At 61.2% G+C, this 18,986-nt stretch carries 16 protein-coding genes; 6 read left to right on the plus strand and 10 right to left on the minus strand.

Annotated features, from left to right (window positions below; genetic code table 11):
* Window positions 1–95: 95 nt before the first annotated feature.
* Window positions 96–1,484 carry an MBL fold metallo-hydrolase gene (locus RHP74_RS11890; protein WP_311099548.1) on the plus strand — a complete coding sequence of 463 codons (1,389 nt, stop codon included), beginning with the start codon at window positions 96–98 and terminating at the stop codon, window positions 1,482–1,484.
* A gap of 53 nt (window positions 1,485–1,537) precedes the next feature.
* Here the strand turns inward: RHP74_RS11890 and RHP74_RS11895 are convergent, their stop codons facing one another.
* From RHP74_RS11895 to RHP74_RS11905, 3 genes are all read right to left on the minus strand, one after another.
* On the minus strand, window positions 1,538–2,080 hold the full coding sequence (locus tag RHP74_RS11895) for an Hsp20/alpha crystallin family protein (protein WP_010459321.1): 543 nt from the start codon (window positions 2,078–2,080) through the stop codon (window positions 1,538–1,540).
* A gap of 84 nt (window positions 2,081–2,164) precedes the next feature.
* On the minus strand, window positions 2,165–3,658 hold the full coding sequence (gene arcD / locus RHP74_RS11900) for an arginine-ornithine antiporter (protein WP_311099551.1): 1,494 nt from the start codon (window positions 3,656–3,658) through the stop codon (window positions 2,165–2,167).
* A 206-nt stretch (window positions 3,659–3,864) separates the two neighbouring features.
* Window positions 3,865–4,932: an ArsO family NAD(P)H-dependent flavin-containing monooxygenase gene (locus RHP74_RS11905; RefSeq protein WP_102593863.1), complete on the minus strand. Its 1,068-nt coding sequence runs from the start codon at window positions 4,930–4,932 to the stop codon at window positions 3,865–3,867.
* A gap of 210 nt (window positions 4,933–5,142) precedes the next feature.
* Here RHP74_RS11905 and RHP74_RS11910 point away from each other — a divergent pair, with 210 nt between their 5' ends.
* Complete coding sequence (locus tag RHP74_RS11910; RefSeq protein WP_311099555.1) at window positions 5,143–7,983, plus strand: cation-translocating P-type ATPase; 2,841 nt, start codon at window positions 5,143–5,145, stop codon at window positions 7,981–7,983.
* 66 nt (window positions 7,984–8,049) lie between these two features.
* Entirely contained in the window at window positions 8,050–8,502 is a 453-nt protein-coding gene (locus RHP74_RS11915) for a hypothetical protein (RefSeq protein ID WP_311099557.1), read from the plus strand.
* A 48-nt stretch (window positions 8,503–8,550) separates the two neighbouring features.
* On the opposite strand, the gene RHP74_RS11920 is transcribed toward RHP74_RS11915, so the two are convergent.
* On the minus strand, window positions 8,551–9,915 hold the full coding sequence (locus tag RHP74_RS11920) for an erythromycin esterase family protein (protein WP_169857272.1): 1,365 nt from the start codon (window positions 9,913–9,915) through the stop codon (window positions 8,551–8,553).
* Between the two features lie 353 nt (window positions 9,916–10,268).
* Here RHP74_RS11920 and RHP74_RS11925 point away from each other — a divergent pair, with 353 nt between their 5' ends.
* Complete coding sequence (locus tag RHP74_RS11925; protein ID WP_311099560.1) at window positions 10,269–10,913, plus strand: c-type cytochrome; 645 nt, start codon at window positions 10,269–10,271, stop codon at window positions 10,911–10,913.
* 72 nt (window positions 10,914–10,985) lie between these two features.
* Here the strand turns inward: RHP74_RS11925 and RHP74_RS11930 are convergent, their stop codons facing one another.
* The 6 genes from RHP74_RS11930 to RHP74_RS11955 form a co-directional block, all read right to left on the minus strand.
* Window positions 10,986–11,633 (minus strand): BON domain-containing protein, encoded by a 648-nt coding sequence (locus RHP74_RS11930; RefSeq protein ID WP_311099562.1) that lies wholly within the window; start codon window positions 11,631–11,633, stop codon window positions 10,986–10,988.
* A 208-nt stretch (window positions 11,634–11,841) separates the two neighbouring features.
* On the minus strand, window positions 11,842–12,543 hold the full coding sequence (locus tag RHP74_RS11935) for a VIT family protein (RefSeq protein WP_010459348.1): 702 nt from the start codon (window positions 12,541–12,543) through the stop codon (window positions 11,842–11,844).
* A 31-nt stretch (window positions 12,544–12,574) separates the two neighbouring features.
* Entirely contained in the window at window positions 12,575–13,552 is a 978-nt protein-coding gene (locus RHP74_RS11940) for an FAD:protein FMN transferase (protein ID WP_311099564.1), read from the minus strand.
* Window positions 13,536–15,716: a PepSY domain-containing protein gene (locus RHP74_RS11945; protein ID WP_311099566.1), complete on the minus strand. Its 2,181-nt coding sequence runs from the start codon at window positions 15,714–15,716 to the stop codon at window positions 13,536–13,538. Before RHP74_RS11945 ends, RHP74_RS11940 begins: the two co-directional genes overlap by 17 nt.
* 25 nt (window positions 15,717–15,741) lie before the next feature.
* A complete protein-coding gene (locus RHP74_RS11950; RefSeq protein ID WP_010459354.1) occupies window positions 15,742–16,212 on the minus strand; it encodes a DUF2271 domain-containing protein in 471 nt (156 codons plus the stop codon).
* Between the two features lie 92 nt (window positions 16,213–16,304).
* A complete protein-coding gene (locus RHP74_RS11955; protein ID WP_010459356.1) occupies window positions 16,305–16,628 on the minus strand; it encodes a PepSY domain-containing protein in 324 nt (107 codons plus the stop codon).
* Window positions 16,629–16,760: 132 nt separating this feature from the next.
* Here RHP74_RS11955 and RHP74_RS11960 point away from each other — a divergent pair, with 132 nt between their 5' ends.
* Together RHP74_RS11960 and RHP74_RS11965 are read left to right on the plus strand one after the other, a co-directional pair.
* Window positions 16,761–17,420 (plus strand): response regulator transcription factor, encoded by a 660-nt coding sequence (locus RHP74_RS11960; RefSeq protein ID WP_311099568.1) that lies wholly within the window; start codon window positions 16,761–16,763, stop codon window positions 17,418–17,420.
* Window positions 17,417–18,760, plus strand: a complete 1,344-nt coding sequence (locus tag RHP74_RS11965; protein WP_145309422.1) for a HAMP domain-containing sensor histidine kinase — start codon at window positions 17,417–17,419, stop codon at window positions 18,758–18,760. Before RHP74_RS11960 ends, RHP74_RS11965 begins: the two co-directional genes overlap by 4 nt.
* The last annotated feature ends 226 nt before the right edge of the window (window positions 18,761–18,986 follow it).

Here is an 18,986-nt window from a genome sequence, read left to right on the forward strand (position 1 = left end):
CGGCTACCCGTTGCGCCACAGTTGATAAAAATCAACAGCCCTTGAGCCGAAAGGAGCGATCAATAGCGCTTCCATGAATGTTCAAGGAGACGGCCATGCGAATGACATTTCTTGGTGCTGCGGGCACCGTCACGGGCAGCAAGTACTTGCTGGAGCATCGCGATCAACATGTGCTGATCGATTGCGGTTTGTTCCAGGGCTACAAGCAACTGCGCTTGCACAATTGGGACCCTTTCCAGCTGCCGGTTCGCGACCTCCAGGCCATCGTGCTGACCCATGCCCATCTGGATCACAGCGGCTACTTGCCGGTGCTGGCGCGCAATGGTTATCGCGGCCCGGTGTATGCCACGCCCGCCACCTGTGAACTGGTCAAAATCCTGCTGCGAGACAGTGGTCGCTTGCAGGAAGAAGAGGCCGAATTCGCCAATCGACACGGCTTTTCAAAACACGCCCCGGCGTTGCCGCTTTATACCGAGCAGGACGCCGAACGCGCACTGAAGCTGTTACATCCGGTTGAGTTGCATCACCGGGTCACGATTGTTCCGGGGCTCAGTATTCTGTTGCGCGGGGCCGGGCATATCCTGGGCGCCGCGACCGTTGAAATCGTCGCCGATGGCATCACGCTGGTGTGTTCCGGGGACCTGGGGCGGCCGAACGATCCGTTGATGTTCGCCCCGGAAACCATCGAACAGACCGATTACCTGCTCATAGAGTCGACCTACGGTGACCGTCGGCACCCTGAAGAGTCGCCAGAGAAACAACTGGCCGAGGTCATCACCCGCACCGCGCTGCGCCATGGCATCACCCTGGTGCCCTCGTTTGCGGTCGGGCGAGCACAGTTGTTGATGTATCACTTGTATCGACTCAAACAGCAGCACGCGATCCCGGACCTGCCGATCTACCTCAACAGCCCCATGGCGACGGATGTCACGCGCTTGTATCAGCGTTTTCGCAGTGAGCACCGGTTGTCGCTGGAGGACTGCGAAGGCATGTGCAAGGGCACGCATTTTGTGCGGGCAACCCGTGACTCGATCGAGTTGGATCAGCAACGCACCCCGGCAGTGATCATCGCCGCCAGCGGCATGGCGACCGGAGGACGGGTGCTGCACCACCTCAAGGCACTGGCGCCCAATCCGCTCAATACCCTGCTGATCCCGGGCTTTCAGGCCGGCGGCACCCGCGGTGCGCAGATCATCGCCGGTGCGCCTTCGGTGCGTATCCACGGCAAGGAGGTGCCAATCCGGGCCGAGGTGGTGCCGATGGAAACCCTGTCGGCGCACGCTGACGCCGACGAGATCATCGAGTGGTTGCGCGGGTTCAAGCGGCCGCCGAAACACACCTATGTGGTGCACGGCGAGCCCAATGCCTCGGATGTCTTGCGCCGGCGCATCAGCCTGGAGCTGGGCTGGTCGGTGTCGGTGCCGGAATACCGTGACAGCGTCGAGCTCACGCCCATCGATCCGTCTTCAAGTTCATCGTCCTGATAAAAAAGCCCCCTGGCCGGTTTTCCGGCCAGGGGGCGAGGGCTGCTCGGGACTTACTCGCCCTTGATCGGCACGACTTTGTCCGCTTTCATCGCGTCAGGCTTTTTCGGCAGCGAGATGCTCAGCACGCCTTTGCTGAAACTCGCGTCGATCTTCTCGGCATCGACGCCTTTGGGCAAGCTGAACACCCGTTCGAAGGAGCCGTAATGGCGCTCACTGAGGTGATAGCCTTTGCGTTTTTCCTCCTTGTCTTCTTTCTTTTCCCCTTTGATGATCAGGCTGCCGTTGGACAGTTTGATCTCAATGTTTTTCTGATCCATGCCGGGCAGTTCGGCGGTGATTTCGTAGCTTTTGTCTTTCTCGGTGATGTCCACGGCCGGCAGGCTGGGGACCGTCAACTCCTGCGACCATAAAGGCTCGACATCGAACAGCCCACGACTGAAGGGGGATAGCCCCCGGCCGTGACCAAAGTCTGAGAACAGTTGATCGACCTGCTGCCGGAGTTTTTCCAGAGGTCTCCAAAGGTCTGTCGTGACGGAGGGCTGATTCCCTTTTTCCTCAGTCTTTATCGGCATTTTTTTCACGGAATTGCTCATTTTCAATACTCCTCTTGGGATTGAAGGGTGGACTGAACATCCCTCGCTGCACTCCACCCGGAAAACACTCAGCAGTCCCTTGCGTTACAAGGCCAGCGTCCCGGACCACAGCATCCACCCGGCAAAGGCGGCCGCCGTCCAGATGATGATTAACAGCCCGGTTTCAGGGCCGCTGAGCGGTTGGCCCTGGCGAGACTTCATCGTGACCAGGTAAATCAACGAGCCGGGGGCGTAAAGCAACGCGCTGAGCAGCATGTATTTAGGCCCGGCGGCATACAGCAGCCACGTGCAATACAGCGTGGCGACCAGGGCGATGGCCATGTCGCGCAGTTGCAGGCCCCTGTGACCGGCGTAGGTCTGGCCCTGCCAGGTCAATTTCAGCGCGTACAGACCGCTGAACAGGTACGGCAGCAGAATCATCGACGTGGCCAGGGAAATCAGCGCGAGGTAAGTGGCGCTCGAATACAGCGTCAGCAACAGGAACAGTTGAATGCAGCCGTTGGTGATCCACAGCGCATGGGCCGGCACGCCTTGGGTGTTCTCCACGGCGAGTGTCCCCGGCATGACATTTTCCTTGGCCGGTGTGAACACCGATTCGGCTGCCAGCAGCGTCCAGGCGAGAAGGGCACCGCCCACTGAAATGATCAAGCCGATGCTGATCAGCACCGCGCCCCATGGCCCGGCTGCCGCCTCAAGCACGCCAGCCATCGACGGGTTTTTCAGCGCCGCCAGTTCTGGCTGTCTGAGAATGCCCAGCGACAACAGGGACACCGCGATCAGCAGCAACAGGGTGATGACAAAACCGATGACCGTGGCACGACCGACGTTGGCCCGTTCTGCGGCTCGGGCGGAAAACACGTTGGCGCCCTCGATCCCGATGAACACCCACACGGTGACCAGCATGGTGCTTTTGACTTGATCAAGCGTGCTGCCCAGTGCCGACGAACCCCAGAAGTCGACCGAGAAGGTTTCTTTCTGAAAGGCCGCGATCACCAGGCCGATAAACAGCAGCAACGGCACAATTTTGGCGATCGTCGTCAACGCGTTGGCCCGCGCCTCGGTGCGCATGCCCCTGAGGATCATCCAGTGCAACGACCACAGCACCACGGACGCCCCGGCAATGGCCGCTTTGTTATTGCCTTCACCAAACAGCGGGAAGAAGTAGCTCAGCGCCGCGAACAGAATCACCAGGTAACTGACGTTGCCGATCCAGGCGCTGATCCAGTAGCCCCAGGCGGAATTGAAGCCGAGGAATTCGCCGCCCAGGGCGCGGGCATAGGCAAACACGCCGTTGTCCAAGGCCGGCTGGCGGTTGGACAAGGTCTGGTAGACCAGGGCCAGGGACAGCATGCCCACGCCGGTAATCAGCCAGCCAATCAGAATCGCCCCGGCTCCGGCACTGGCCGCCATGTTCTGCGGCAGACTGAAAATACCGCTGCCGATCATCGAACCGACCACCAGCGCGATCAGCAAACTCAGGGAAAGTCGTTTGGGCTCGACCTTTCGCAAGCTGCCCGCCAACGGATGGGGGACCGTCGGTGGGATGATCGGTTGAGTGCCTTGCAGTTGGGTAGCCATGTCAGCCTCCACGAGACGAGACGAGAGTTCTCTGCACTCACCGCGAATGCGCTGGTGCGAATACTGGCTCTAAATGTCGGCGTGAACGGGCTGCCCGTCTTTGATTTAAGTCAGAGACAGGGGAAACAGTTTTGCCGGCGTCGGCGAGTTATTGACGAAGGATCCTGGGGGGATGAATCGCCCCATCGCGGCGATCGCCCCTGGATTCAATGTTCGGTTAAAAATCTGTCGATTTCTTCCACGGTGCTGCGTGCTGTGCGCGTGACGCCAATCAGTGTCGCGGAAGCGGCGCCGGTCCAGTCGCCATAGCCCACCAGCCACAAGCGCGGCTCTTGAATGGAATGCGTGCCTTCGACGGCCACGCGCCCATCGGCGGTGCACACGCCCAGTGATCCCAGATAGCCGAGGGCAGGGCGGAAACCGGTGCACCAGATCACTGCGTCGACCGGCGTTTGCGAGCCGTCGGCCCACTCCACGCCGGTGTCGGTAAAGCGCAGAAACGGCCGAACCGCGTGCAATACACCGCGCTCCCGGGCTTCGACGACGGGCGGCACCATCACGATATCGCCCAAGCCACCGACCGGTTGTTCAATGACGGTGCCGGCGAGTTGGGCTTTCCAGCGTTCGGTGGCGCGTTCGAACAGCACTCGGCCATCAACGTCATCGGCGAGAAACTGTGGCGGCTGCGGCGTGACCCAGGTGGCGTCGGCCACTTGCGAGACTTCAGCGAGGATCTGGGCACCGGAGTTGCCACCGCCCACCACCAGGACTTTTTTGCCGGCAAACGGCTTGGCGTCGACGTAGTGGGCCGAATGCACTTGCTGGCCGGTAAAGGTTTCACTGCCGGGGTAGTGCGGCAGGAAGGGATGGCGCCAGGTGCCCGTCGCGCTAACCACCGTGCGGGCCAGCCAGCTAAGGCTATCGGTCTTGACGAGCAGCCGATTATCCCGGCGTTCAATAGCGTTCACCCAATAGGGCCGCGCGGTAGGGAATTGGTAGCGTTGCTCATACTCGCGCAGGTAATCGAGGACGTTGTCGCGGCTGGGGTAGCCGTCCGTGACCGGCGGCATCATCCAGCCGGCGATGGAGCTCCAGGTCGAGGGTGAAAACAGTCGCAGGGAATGCCAACCGTGCCGCCAGGCGCCGCCCGGCCCGGCTTCGGCGTCAATAATCACAAACGAACGCCCTGTTCGGCGCAGAAAGTAAGCCACGGCGAGTGCGGACTGGCCACCGCCGATAATTGCGACGTCCACTTCGGTGGGGGTAGAAGGCATGGCGAATCCTCAGGGCGCAAAGTCACGCCAAGATACCCGATGCAGATCGGCTATTTGTTGATGTTGCTCAAGCGTTTAATGCAGCGGCTGATTAAGGGCATGCTGCACAACGCACTCAACCGGTTATCGTCACCTATCATTTCGGTGCATTCGCGTTCGTTACGCTATCAATGGATCAACGGCGCACGCTCCGTTGTAAAAGGGGATCAAATGAATCGCGCAGTTGAGAGTGGTAAACGCCGTATCGTTTCTCCCCACCTCGAAGACGTCGAAACGCTTGTCCGCGAGCTGGACGCTGATCTGCGCGTGGGCTTGTCCAGCGCGCAAGCCCAGGCCCGTCTGAGTCGTGACGGACCCAATGAGTTACGGACCCAACCGGTCAAGCCCGCCTGGCATTATCTTCTGCGGCAGTTTCAGGATCCGCTGGTGTACCTGCTGCTTGTCGCGGTGGGCATCACCCTGGCCACCTGGTTGCTGATGGACCGTCAGGAATGGCCGGTCGATGCGTTGGTGATCACGCTGATTGTGCTGGCTAATGCGTTGCTGGGGTTTTTCCAGGAAACCCGCTCACAGCGAGCTGTTGCGGCGTTGGCCAACCTGACCCAGACCTCTTCTTCCGTCATCCGCGACGGGGCCCTGACGCGAATCCCCAGTCAGCAACTGGTGATCGGTGACCTGCTGGTGTTATCCGAGGGCGATTCGGTGGGCGCCGATGCTCGCCTCATCCAGGCCAATGAATTGCGCGTACTGGAAGCGTCACTGACCGGAGAGAGTGAAGCGGTGTCGAAAAATACCGCGTGTTCAAGCACCGAGGTGCCTTTGGCAGAGCGCGCCAATATGATTTTCAAGGGCACAGCCATCGCCCAGGGAACGGGGGTCGGCGTGGTCACGGCGGTCGGTATGGCGACTGAAGTCGGGGCCATCGCTCATCTGCTGGATGTCACGCCCGAAGAGGTCACACCTCTGCAAAAGGAAGTGCGCGCCATAGGGCGGATGCTCGGTATTGCGGTTCTGGTGATCGCTACGGTGGTCGTCGTGGCCGTGCTGATGCTCACTGACATTCAGACGGTCGACGATGTGCTGCGGGTTTTGCTGCTGGGTGTGTCCCTGGCGGTGGCGGCGGTGCCAGAGGGGCTGCCTGCCGTTCTGTCACTGGTGCTCGCCTTCGGCATGCTGCGCATGGCGCGCAGCAAAGCCATCATCAAGCGACTGTCTTCAGTGGAGACCCTGGGGTCTGCATCGGTCATCTGTACCGACAAGACCGGCACGCTGACCCGTTCCGAAATGACCATCCAGCAAACCATGACTGCGTCCGGCAAAGGAGTGGTCAGCGGTGTCGGCTACGCCCCGCAAGGGCAGATTCATCACCAGGACCTGCCCTTGAGTGAGGGGCCGGTGCACAGCGAAAACGTGCTGTTATTGCGCGGCGGCAGCCTGGCTGGCAATGCCGTGCTGGCGCAGCAGGAAGATGGCACCTGGGTGGTTCAAGGCGATCCGACCGAGGGTGCCTTTCTGGTGGCGGAGCGCAAGCTCGATGCGCCGGCACGCAGCGTGAACCGCTTCGAGCGTGTGGCTGAAATACCCTTTACCTCTGATCGAAAAATGATGTCGGCCCTGGTCATCGATCATGAGCACAACGACGAGCGGCTGCTGATCAGCAAGGGCGCGCCCGATGTGCTCCTCCAGCATTGCACACAAGTCCAGGTCGGCATGGATGTCGTGCCACTCACCGACGACCTGCGTGCAAAAGCCGTGGCTGATGTGAATGAGTTGTCGGGCGTGGGATTGCGCACGCTTTCCGTGGCGTACCGTCCCTTGGCCGCTGGCGAGGAGGTCACGAGCGGTGAACCCCTTGAGGCCGGCCTTGTTTTCATCGGTACGGTCGGTATCAGTGACCCGCCGCGTGAAGAAGTCGCGCCGGCCATTGCCGAAGCCCATCGGGCAGGCATCCGCATCATTATGATCACCGGTGACCATCCGCGAACGGCAGCGCGCATCGCCGAGGATCTGGGCATCATCCAGGCCGGTGCCGGGGCGTTGACCGGGGCCGATCTGGATAAGCTGGACGATGCGGCCCTGGCCGAGGCGGTCCGGTCGACCTCGGTCTATGCCCGTGTGGCGCCCTCGCATAAGTTGCGGATTGTCGATGCGCTGCAAGCGCAGGGGCATGTGGTGGCGATGACCGGCGATGGTGTGAATGACGCTCCGGCACTGAAGTCAGCCGACATCGGCATTGCCATGGGCATTACCGGAACGGAGGTGACCAAGCAGGCGGGAAAAATGATCCTGGCCGATGATAACTTCGCGACCATCGTATTGGCCGTGCGTGAAGGCCGCGGGATTCTGGACAATATCCGCAAGTTTCTTCGCTACTTGCTGTCTTCCAATATGGGCGAGGTGCTGACGGTGTTTCTCGCCGTTGTGGGGGCCAGCGTCATCGGCCTGGTGGATGAGAACGGCGGGATCATCCTGCCGCTGCTGGCCACGCAGATTCTGTGGATCAACCTGGTCACGGATGCGGCACCGGCCATCGCCATGGGCCTTGATCCGCATAGCGAGGATGTCATGACACGCAGCCCGCGCAAGCCTTCGGACCGAATCATCGACACACGCATGTGGGTGGGGGTGTTCGAGGTGGGGCTGGTCATGGCATTGGCGAGTTTGTTAACGGTCGACTGGATGCTGCCGGGAGGGTTGATACCGGGGGATGCGTCGCTGGAGGAAGCACGCACGGGCGCTTTTACCGTCCTTGTTTTGGCGCAGCTGTTTAACGCGTTGAACGCGCGCTCTGAATCAACCAGTGCGTTTATCGGCCTGTTCGCCAATCGATTGCTCTGGGGCGCCATCGTCCTGGCCATGGTCTTGCAGATTGCAGTGGTGCACTGGGCGCCACTCAACAAGGCGTTCGGCACGAGTGCATTGACGCTCAGCCAGTGGGGTCTTTGTCTGGCAATGGCGAGCCTGGTCTTCTGGTTCAGCGAGTTGCGCAAGCTGTGCAGGCATTGGCACCGTGCAAGACGAGAAGACAGGACACAACTGCACTCAAGTTGATCAAGATCAAACGGCATTTGCTGATCGGCGTCATTGTTTTGATAAACATGGGCGAGAGATACGGTCATGACAGACAACAAACTCGTCAGCAGCGGGGTTCACGTGACCCAAGGCAGAGGGATGGCACTCGGGCACTTGCGCTGGCCGGGTCCCCGTTCCTGGAAACGTGAGGCAACCTTCCTGGTGGCGATCCTGATGGGGCTGACGGCGGGATACTTTACGGTGTCTCATTTCGCCTCCCAGGCGGCGCAAGACTTGGCAGACAGGTGCACAGCGCGTTTTGAGATCGAGCTTGAGAATGCCGACATCGATTCCCTCACAAGAGCCCTGCCTCGGTCATTGTGTGAATGTCTGGCGAATTCGCTCCTCGACAAAAACGGCATTGCGCGGATGGCGATGGTCAACTGGCGCCTGCTTGATCCTTTGGCCCTTGAGCCGGTGACGGAAAAGGACGAGGACAGCTGCATCAACGCGCTGTGGGTGCCCAGTGTTGAATTGGCCAAGCGCCTGAGTCTTTGAAAAAGGGGCACCTCGCAGGGGCGCCGCTTTCATCGACCTTGTTGCGCCTCACAAACCAAACGGAAAGGTCTCGTCCTCCGGTTCGATCGCCTGGCCTTTCGGCAGCGCCAGTGCGGTCACGGGGCGGGTCTGTTCGATCCAGATCATTGCGTCAAACTGGTCGGCCAGCGCCGCCTCGAAGTAATGGCTGCGACGCTCGGTTTCAGGACGATAAATCACGCCGATGGCCCGCTCCAGCAATGGCTTGCTCAGGACGCGACGCAGTTCTTTGCGGCGCGGGTCTCGCCAGTCGGTCAACGACGCTGGAATGCCGGCTTTGAAAAACTGATGCTCCCAGCTGTCCGGGTGCGAGGGCCTGATGTCCTTGATGAGCAGGTCGCCGTCCCAGTCATCGGCCGCCGCCACTTGGCCCCGGTCGGTGCTCATGCCAATCAGCACGACCTCGCGACCATAGGCACTGCGGCATAGATGACCGATATTGAACTGGCCCTTCCAGCCCATTTCGGTGGCGGCCGCATTGCCGATATGGGAGTTGTGCGCCCAGACCACGGCTTTGGCGTGGGGCCCCCGATGCTCAAGCAGCCGCTGCAGGGTGTCGAACATATGCCGGTCGCGCAGATTCCACGAGGCCGTCGAGCCTCGATAAATCGCGCGGTAGTATTGCTCCGCTGCCTGCACCACCCGGGCGTTTTGCGCCGCATTGAAGAACCCTTCATCATCCCGGACGAGCCCGGCCAGTTGTTTGGCCAGCATGGCGTTGAGTTGCTCGACCACCGGCTGTTCGCAGGGCATCAGGCCGCCACGTTCGACGAAGTGACCATACAGCGCCGGGTCATCCTGCCACGGCGTCAGGCAGCCATAACGCCGCCGTGCTTCGTGGGCCAACTGCGGGTCGACCTGGTCCAGGTAGCGCAGCACTTCATGAATGGAGTTGCGCAAGCTGTAAATGTCGAGGCCCCGGAATTCGACACGACGTTCAGGGGCGAGTGAGTGATTGAATTGATGCAGCCAGTGGACGAATGAACTCACCTCGGCATTGCGCCACATCCAGGTCGGAAAACGGCTGAAAATGTGACGCTTCCACGCCGAACGGGCCAAGCCCCGGACGTAATGGTCGACATGGCCGGCGTCCGGCCAGTCGGCTTCCACCGCCACAATGTTGAACCCGTGGTGTTCAATCAGCCTTTGGGTGATCGCTGCCCGGGTTTCATAGAAGTCGCGGGTGCCATGGCTGGCCTCACCGATCATGACGACACGGGCATCGGCGTAGCGATCGAACATTTCACCAAAGGTCGATGAGTCCCGCGTCGGCAGGGGTTCTGCGTATTGACGCAGGAGCGGTGCGATGGTGGCCACGTCGATGTGCCGAGGAGAGCCATCCCTGTCCGGCGAGTCGTGGGAGGGGGTGTTCATGACGGTTATCCCCTTGAGTCAGGTCACTGCCACAGGCCTGGCGCGCGTCTTCCATCAGATGCTCTATCGTCTGGTGGGTATTCCAACACCTCGATTCAGACAAATGATTGAGTTTGATCAACAAAGGGGGCAATGCCTTGAGCGATGGTGTTTGAGACAGCGTTCCCGGCACACGGGATATAAGGCGAAGCGATGGCCTTTAGTTCGAATCAGGCTGAACGGTTCGTTGTCATTGACCTGTAACGGGCGGCCTCTGGCTAAGCTCAATTCAGAGGGTCGCTCCGACAGCCTTCAAGGTGTGACGGACGTGTATTGATCGTCGAATCGAGGGTGAGACCATGGAAGCCTGTGACATGAAGCGTACTCCCCGCCAATCACATCGTTTACTTGCCATGTGCATCGTGACGTTGATGGGCTGCACGAGTAGCAACGAGCAGACCTCGCAAGACGCGTCAGCCATGTCCGGTGTCGCCATGGTGGATCAGATCTGCTCCTTGTGTCATGGCTTGACGGGGGAGTCCGTCTCACCGATGTTTCCCAAGCTGGCCGGGCAGCAAAAAGAGTACCTGAAGCTGCAACTTGGCGACTTCAAGCGGCATCTGCGCAGCGATACATCCGGGGCTCAGTACATGCGCGGGTTTGATCATTTGACCGAGACCCAGATCACCGAACTGGCCGATTATTTTTCACGTCAAAGTCCAATGAAGGCGGATGCCGACAGCGCCGATGCCCGGGGTGAATCCATCTATGGCAACGGCATTCCCGAGTCAGGCGTCGCTCGGTGCGGTTCGTGTCACGGTGCTGGCGGGGAGGGCAATGGCCGGATTCCCCGGGTGGCAGGTCAACATGCGGAGTATGCGATTCGCCAGATCAAGGTGCTGCAGCAGACGGACCAGCGTCCCCGAGACGACTCGATGAAGTCGTCGAATCATTCACTGTCTGAGGCGGACACCGAATCTGTCGCTCGTTACATGGCGACACTCGGCGCCAAACCATAATGATCTTTGAGACTCAGTGATGAACCTCACGGCTGCAGCCCGGGGAGATTGCACACTCCCCGGTGCCGTGACTCAGGCGAGCAGTATGTGATCGATCACCTCTTTTACACCGGGTACTGACCAGGCCGCCCGTTCTGCAACCTGACGCTGGCGCCATAAATGGACCCGGCCTTCGAGTATCACCACATCGCCCTGGACCTTGACGTGAATCCCCTCGGCTTCTACCTCGGCATTGCGCTTGAGTGCCGCTTCGATGCTGCGCTGGATATTACCGGCGTCGACCCGGGGACGAAGGGCGAGCTGATTGTCGATACCCCGCACGCCGGACAATTTGCGCACGGCCCGTTCCGCGGTTTCTTTTTGGTATTGCCAGTCCACTTGGCCTTCCAGGGTGACCCACCCATGTTGCACGACGACTTTGATGTCGCCTTCGGGCACGTCGGAACTCCAATTAATGATTTTCAACGCGCGACTGGCAATGGTGTCATCTGCCGTGCCGGCGCCTTTCTCGGGGCGGATCTGAATTTCTTCGGCGACCGCGCGTACGCCTTTGAGGCTTTTGACCGCGCGTTCTGCGTCGATTTTCTGGGCATAGGTGGAAACGTGACCGGTGAGGGTCACCACACCATCGTCCACGGCCACGCCAATGTTCGCAGCATTGATTTCAGGCTGGAATTCCAGTTCATCCAGGATGGCATTACGCAGACTCAAGTCGTTCATGATGAAGTCCTCTGTGAAGGGCGTGAGACAGGACGGACCGTGAGCGCCCGGTCAGTCTTTTCTACGCCTGAACGAGGAAGCGTCATTGAGCTATATCAACAATGGGGCAACAGGCCCGTGGTGTCAGAATGCCAATCTGACGAGCGATGGTGTCGGGGGCGTCCTTTTCATCAAGGGACGCCCTTTGTTTTTGCGGGAGGGACGCGCGCTAGACCACAGCGCCAAACAAGTGCCCCACCAGTGCCGTAACCGCCATGGCCAACGCGCCCCAAAAGGTCACCCGCCAGGCCCCGGTGATGACCTTGGCGCCGCCGGCCCTGGCGGCAATGGCGCCCAGCGTCCCGAGAAACACCAATGACATGCCCGATATCCAGGGCACCACGCTGTGCTCCGGCGCGACAAACGTCACCGCCAGGGGCAGGGCGGCACCCACCACAAAGCTGGCGGCGGAAGCCAGGGCGGCCTGCAAGGGTTTGGCGGTAAGGGTGGCGCTGATACCCAGTTCGTCCCGGGCGTGCGAACCCAACGCATCATGGGCCATCAATTGATCGGCCACCTGATGCGCCAGTTCGGGTGATACGCCACGGTGCATGTAGATGTTGGCGAGCTCGATGTGTTCGGCTTTCGGGTCACTGGCCAGCTCGGCCCGTTCGCGGGACAAATCGGCACGCTCGGTATCCGCCTGGGAGTGTACGGAGATGTACTCGCCTGCCGCCATGGACATGGCGCCGGCCATCAGTCCCGCCATGCCCGTGACCAGCAACGTGGCGTGGCTGGCGTTGGCGGCGGCAACGCCGATCAGCAGGCTGGCGGTGGAGACAATGCCGTCGTTGGCCCCCAGGACGGCGGCGCGCAGCCAGCCGATACGATCACTGCGGTGGGATTCGGTGTGTCTGTGCATGAATTTCATGGTTGAGCGCGACTCACTGTCATTGGGCGGTTCACATCGGGCGGGTTTCAATCTGCGCCTGCAACTGGCCGCCGACAATGGATATTTCCTTGAATTGTTGGCCGTCGCGCAGCACGAACAGCGCGTCCATCCCGCGTTCCTGTGCCAGGCGTGGCCCTTCGGTTTCACCCAGCACCATCAGCGCCGTGGCCCAGGCATCGGCGAGCATGCACGAAGCAGCCACCACGGTGACGGCGGCGAGCGGGTTGCACAGCGGCGCGCCGGTGGCCGGGTTCATGGTATGAGCATAGGCTTGACCGGCCACGTCGACCCACTGTCGGTAGTCCCCGGAGGTCGCGATCGCGGCGTCGCCAAGTTCCATCACACCCATGACTTCACGCACGCCCCGGTCAGGCTTTTCCACCGCTACGGTCCAGCACTGGCCGTCGGGTTTGACGCCCCGGGCGCGCATCTCGCCATCGATGCCGACCAGGTAGCGGGTGATGCCAAAACCATCCAGGCAACGGGCCAACTCATCGACGCCAAACCCCTTGGCGATGCCATTCAAATCAAGGTGCAGCGGCGCGCGTTTGCGTACCTGATTGCGTAACGGGTCGACCACCAACGCGGCGCTGGCTGACAGCCGGGTGCGCGGCGGCATCGTCGCGAGCGCCTGTTCTGTAACGGTCGGTTCTGCGGGGCCGAACCCCCAGGCATTCACCAGATCACCGACGGCAATGTCGAAGGCGCCGCCGGATTGCTGACTGACACGCAGTGCCGCTGACAGCACCGTTGCCAGTTCCTGAGGCACCGAAATCCATTGCTGCTCGGGGGCGGCATTGAGGCGGTTGAGGTCCGAGTCGGGTTTCCAGGTGGACATTTGCTGATCCACCCGGGCCACGGCGCACGCCAGGCGCTGACCCACTTCGTCGGTATCGATTCCGGCCCCGGCATAGAACAGGGCGGTGTAGCGGCTGCCCATGGTTTCGCCGTTCAGGCTGTAGCGCTGCAACTCAGTAGACGTCTTCACGGTAGCGTCCTTGTGCCTTGAGGGTCAGCACCGTCAGGTTGAGAGGTGCCAACACCTCATCGAGGGCGTGCATCACGCCTTTGGCCATTTCGCGACTGCCACACACCAGCACCTGGGCGCCTTTTTCAATCAGTCGACGCAGGGCCTGGGCATCGCCGATCAGCCGGTCTTGCACGTAGCAGCGGTCCTGAACCTGAGAGAAGGCGGCGCGCAATGCCGTCAGGCGCCGGTCGGCCAGGTACTGCTTGAGTTGCGGCTCGTAGAGGAAGTCCGAGGCCGGGTTGCGCCCGCCCCAATACAAGTGCATCGGGTGGTGGGCCGTGTTGTTGCGGATAAAACCGGCCAATGGACCGATGCCGGTACCGGCACCGATCAGGATCACCGGGTGCGTGCCCGACGCCGGGCGAAATTGCGGGTTGGGCTGGATAAACGCTTCGATCGATGCTCCGATGTCCAGGCCATGAAGGAATTCCGAGCACACGCCACCGTTGTGTTTGCGCACGCAGATTTCCAGCACGCCGTCCTGCGAACCGCTGGCCAGCGAGTAGAAACGGGGGATCGGACTGCCCGGAGGCACAATCCCGACCAGGTCACCGGCCAGGAAGTCCGGCAGCGCACCGGGTGCCTTGAAGCGCAAGACGTGGGTCGGTGCGTTCACCTGTTCGCCATAGACGATGCGCTCAGTCAGCAGCAATGGACGGGTCTGTGGCCGCTGCGGGGCATGGACCAGTGTCAGGTCATGTTTGAGCACGTCGCCCAGCGCGTGGCCCCAACGTGCAAATTCCTGAGAGGATTGGCGGTTGACAGTTTCCAGCCCCAATAACGGCGAGCCACCGGCTTGCAACATCGCGTCCTGCACCTGATGGGCGAACTGACAGAACTGCGCAAACTGGCGGTCACCAAAGCCCAGCACGGCAAAGGGCAGGCCGGGCTTGAGACCGGTTTTGGCCAGCCGCGCCATGAACTGCGAAGCCGAGGCTGGCGCGTCGCCGTCACCGTGGGTCGCGGTGAGGATGATCACGCGTTGGGCGCTGCGGTAGTCGTTGGCGTATTGATTCATCGCCGCGCTATGCACTCGGTGTCCGGCCAGGTGCAAGGCGTCATGCAAGGTCTTGGCAAAGCCCCAGGTGCTGTTGTTTTCACTGCCCACCAGAATCACGCTGTCGGCAGAGTGGGCAGGGCTGTTGTGGCGGATGTTCGGGCTCGCCTTGCGCCGGCGCCACCACAACAGGAGGCCGGTGACGCTCATCAACGGCACACAGAGGGCACAGAGCCCAAGCGACAGGCCCAACCACCACAGGCCTTCACCGGTGTGCAGCTGATAGATCAATTCGTAGAGGTTGTGCATCGAGTCGTGGGCCTGGTAGGACAACAAGGCGCCGCTGGCCTGATCCACGTAGCCGTCGCCCTGGGCCGTGCGCAGGGAAAACACGTCCTTCGGGTTGCCGGGACTGGGGTAGACCAGCTCGCGCAGGTCATTCAGGTCGGTGGCCTGCAAGGCTTGCAGGCTCGCCACCGGCAAGGCCGGCCCGGCACTGACGTGGGCGGGGAAGGCGGGTTCATTCTGACTGCCGTCGGCGATAAAACCGAAAGTGGTGGCGGACATATACAGCCCGCTCAAGGCCGACAGCAGCAGCCCGAGCAAGGCCAGTCGTCCGACTTCAGCATGCCAGCGTTGGTTGAACGTGCCGCGCAGTGGCCGCAGCAGGTTGCGCCAGCCACCCAGGCGTCGGGCCAGCAACAGCGCGCCGGACACTGACAGCATCAGCATGAACAACGCGCCGACACCCGACACCCCATGGCCCGGTGTGCCAAGGAACATCGAGCGGTGCAGCTCTTTCACCCAACGCGTGAACGCGGAGGGCGCATAAGGCGCGAGGCCTTCGCCAGTCAGTGGGTCGACCGTTTCAGCCCCGGCCTGACCGTTCTGGTTGTAGTAGACGATGACCGTCCCGGACGCTGTGCGCTGGATCTGCTCCACGCCCGGGAAGTGATTGGCCACACGCCCGGCCAATTGGCCGACGTTGAGTTGCCCGGCCGCGGTGGGGGTGCTGTGCAAGCGTTCCAGCGCCGGGTCGACCGACAGGATCGCGCCGCTGATGGCCAACAGCATGACCAACAGGGAGGCGATCAGGCCGGACAGGGAATGGGACTGGCGAAGCATGTTCAGCCTCCAGAAAGGGCAGGTGCTACAAATCGTAAGTAAAGGACTCGACATAGGTGCTGCCGGTCGCCGGCTGGCCTGCGCCCTTGGACGTCAGGGGCACGCTGACATCGGCGCGGGCGTCACGTTTGTCCTCGACGGCACTGTCGATGCGGATCTGATACCCGGCATCGATCAGGGTGTCTGCCAGTTCGACGCTGACTTTGAGCGTGCGCCCACTGCCGACACTGGCGCCGCTGACGCCGTCAAACTCGCTCGGGTTCATCCCGCTGCCACGGGCCCAGTCGCCCAGGTGCTTGTAGTACTTGGCCTTCTTGCCGGCCACCCACAGGGTTTTCTGGTATTGGCCGTTGGCGTCGGTGACGTAGATCGCCAGGTAGGCATCATTGCCGCTGTAGTCCTTGAGCTGGGTAGTCAGGGTTACTTCCCGGGCCTGGGCCAACCCCGGCAGGGCAATGGCGCCGGCGAGACAGGTGGCTGCGATGATCTTTTTCATGAGGGTGTCCTTGTGATCGTTAGGTCGAGAGCCTGGACCTGCTTGCTGACAGCAACCTGAATCGCAGGAAAAACTCATCGACGGGTGAGGCGTCATTCGGTGAGCGGGCTGCCGAGATAATCCCTGGCATCGCCGTCGTCGCGGAAATGGATCTCGAGCGTGCGCAGGCGCAGCGAGGCCGGTGAGTAGCTGGCTTCGATGGCGTTGCCCTTGCGGTCCAACCCCTTGAGTTCGTAACAACCGTCGTCGACCTTGATGCGTTGCACGCTCCAGCCGTATTGCCGCTCGACCTGCTGTCGCAAAGTCTCGCGGGGTTGCCAGTCGCTCACCGGGTCGCTGCAGTCGTCGTCGGCCATGGCGAAACCGCTAAGCAGCAGGCTCAACAGCGCGGCATGGGCAATAAAACCTGATTTCATGATCTGTCTCCTGCCGAGGTCGGCGTCTGTGGCATACCCTAAGGTGCATTCCTGACAACCAGCTGAATCTTCAGATTCACGTCAGGTAAGGCGATTAAGGTGCGGCACGACAACCACCACAGGAGGTGCCAGATGCGGGTTTTATTGGTCGAGGACGCCCCAGGGCTGGGGGAAGCGGTGCGCGAACAGATCGCCGATGACGGTCACGCCGTCGATTGGGTGCAGCGCCTGGACCATGCGCGCAACAGCGTGCGCACCACGCCTTACGACCTGATCCTGCTGGACCTGATGCTGCCGGACGGTCTCGGGCTGGATTTCTTGCGTCAGCAGCGCTCGGCGGGGGACGTGACCCCGGTGATTATCCTGACGGCCCAGGATCAGATTTCCGATCGCATCGCCGGCCTCAATGCCGGGGCCGACGATTACCTGGTCAAACCGTTCGACCTGTTTGAACTCTCGGCCCGTGTGGCGGCGGTGGCCCGACGTTACAGCGGCAATCCCAATCCGCAGATCAGACTTGGTGATGTGCAGGTCGACATGAGCGCCCGCACCGTGCAGCGTGCCGGCACCACCGTGGACCTGACGGCCCGGGAATGGGCGCTGTTCGAAGCGTTCGTGCAGCGCCCCAGCGCGTTGTTGTCCAAGTCGCAGCTCGAAGAGCGGCTGTATGCCTTCGGTGCCGAAATCGAGAGCAATACCATCGAGGTGTACATCAGCCGTCTGCGTAAAAAACTGGGGCGCGATCTGATTGAAACCGTGCGCGGCATGGGCTACCGGTTGGCGGCCGCATGAAGTCTTCTTCGAGCCTGCAAAAACGCCTCGGCCTGGGGCTGACCCTGGGCATGACCTTACTGTGGCTGGGCGCGACGGTCGGCGCCTGGCTGGTGGTGCAACATGAGTTGAACGAGGCGTTCGACAGTGCGCTGGAAGAGACCGCGCAACGGATCTTGCCGCTGGCCGTGCTGGAAATCAGCAACCGGGAGGAACCCCGTGAAGCGCAGCACGTTGCGACGTTGAAAATGCACAACGAATACCTGACATACCTGGTGCGCGATGCCAGCGGCAAGATCCTGATGCAGTCCCACGACGCCAACCCGAAGATCTTCAGTAAGCGGCCGACCGAGGGATTTTCCACCTCTGAAAAGTACCGTTTGTATGGCGCCAGTGCGTTACGCGAGACGCTGTTCATTGAGATCGCCGAGCCGCTGGGTCATCGCCGTGAAGCCGCGCGGGAGGCTTTGTTTGCCTTGTTGTTGCCGCTGTTGGCGCTGATTCCCATCAGCCTGTTGGGCACCTGGTTGTTCGTGCGGATCAGCCTGCGCAGTGTGTTGGCGTATCGTCGGGCGGTCGAGGCGCGTGGGGTGGGGGATCTGTCGCCGATCAAGGTGGCCCGCCTGCCCGCAGAAATCGATCCGTTGGCCGAGGCGGTCAACCACCTGCTGGAGCGCTTGCGCAAGGCCCTGGAGGCCGAGCGCAGTTTTACCGCCAACAGCGCCCATGAACTGCGCACGCCACTGGCCGCGACCCTGGCGCAGATCCAGCGTTTACACCACGAGGCGCCCGAAGGGCCGTTGCGGGTGCGGGCGGCGAAGATCGAAAACGCCTTGCGTGAGCTGGCGCGGCTTTCGGAAAAGCTCATGCAATTGGCCAAGGCCGAGGGCGGGGGGCTGTTGTCCGAAACGCCTCAGGACCTGATTCCGTTGCTGGCCCACGGCGTTGATGAGTGGAACCAGCGCAGCGGCCAGCGCATTGAATTGCATTTGCCAGGGCAGGCCAGCGTGTACTCGAACATCGACCCGGATGCCTTTGGCATCTTGTTGCGCAACCTGATCGAGAACGCGCTGAAGTACGGCGCCACCGATCAACCGATCGAAGTCAGCCTCACCGAACAGGCCCAACTTCGGGTAGTCAATGGCGGCCCGGCGGTGCCGGCATCGGTGTTGCAGCACCTGACCGAGCGTTTTGTGCGAGGTCACAGTGAAATAAGCGGTTCTGGATTAGGGCTGGCGATCGCCAAAACTATTGTCCAAGGGGTCAACGCGAGTATGAAATTGGTCTCTCCTGCAACCGGTCGACAAGAAGGTTTTGAAGTGTGCGTCTGGTTACCGCTCGCGACGGTGATCGGAGACTGACAACGGCCGGGTCATTGTCGTAAATCCGCTTGCGTTAAAAAGTCCGACTGTTTCAGCGGTGAGGACAGTAAATGAGCGCGGGTCTCTCAGGCACTTATCGTAAGTAATGCAACAACTAATGGATCCAATGGAAGTATCTGGCGCCCATCTAATTTACGCGGGCCAGTTATCATGCGGCTTTCCGGGAAGTTGCCGACTTGCCGTCGGGATGAGTTGCTTTGACTGA

The organism is Pseudomonas sp. SG20052 (genome assembly GCF_031766055.1).
In the GTDB taxonomy this organism is placed as follows: Bacteria; Pseudomonadota; Gammaproteobacteria; order Pseudomonadales; family Pseudomonadaceae; genus Aquipseudomonas; species Aquipseudomonas mandelii.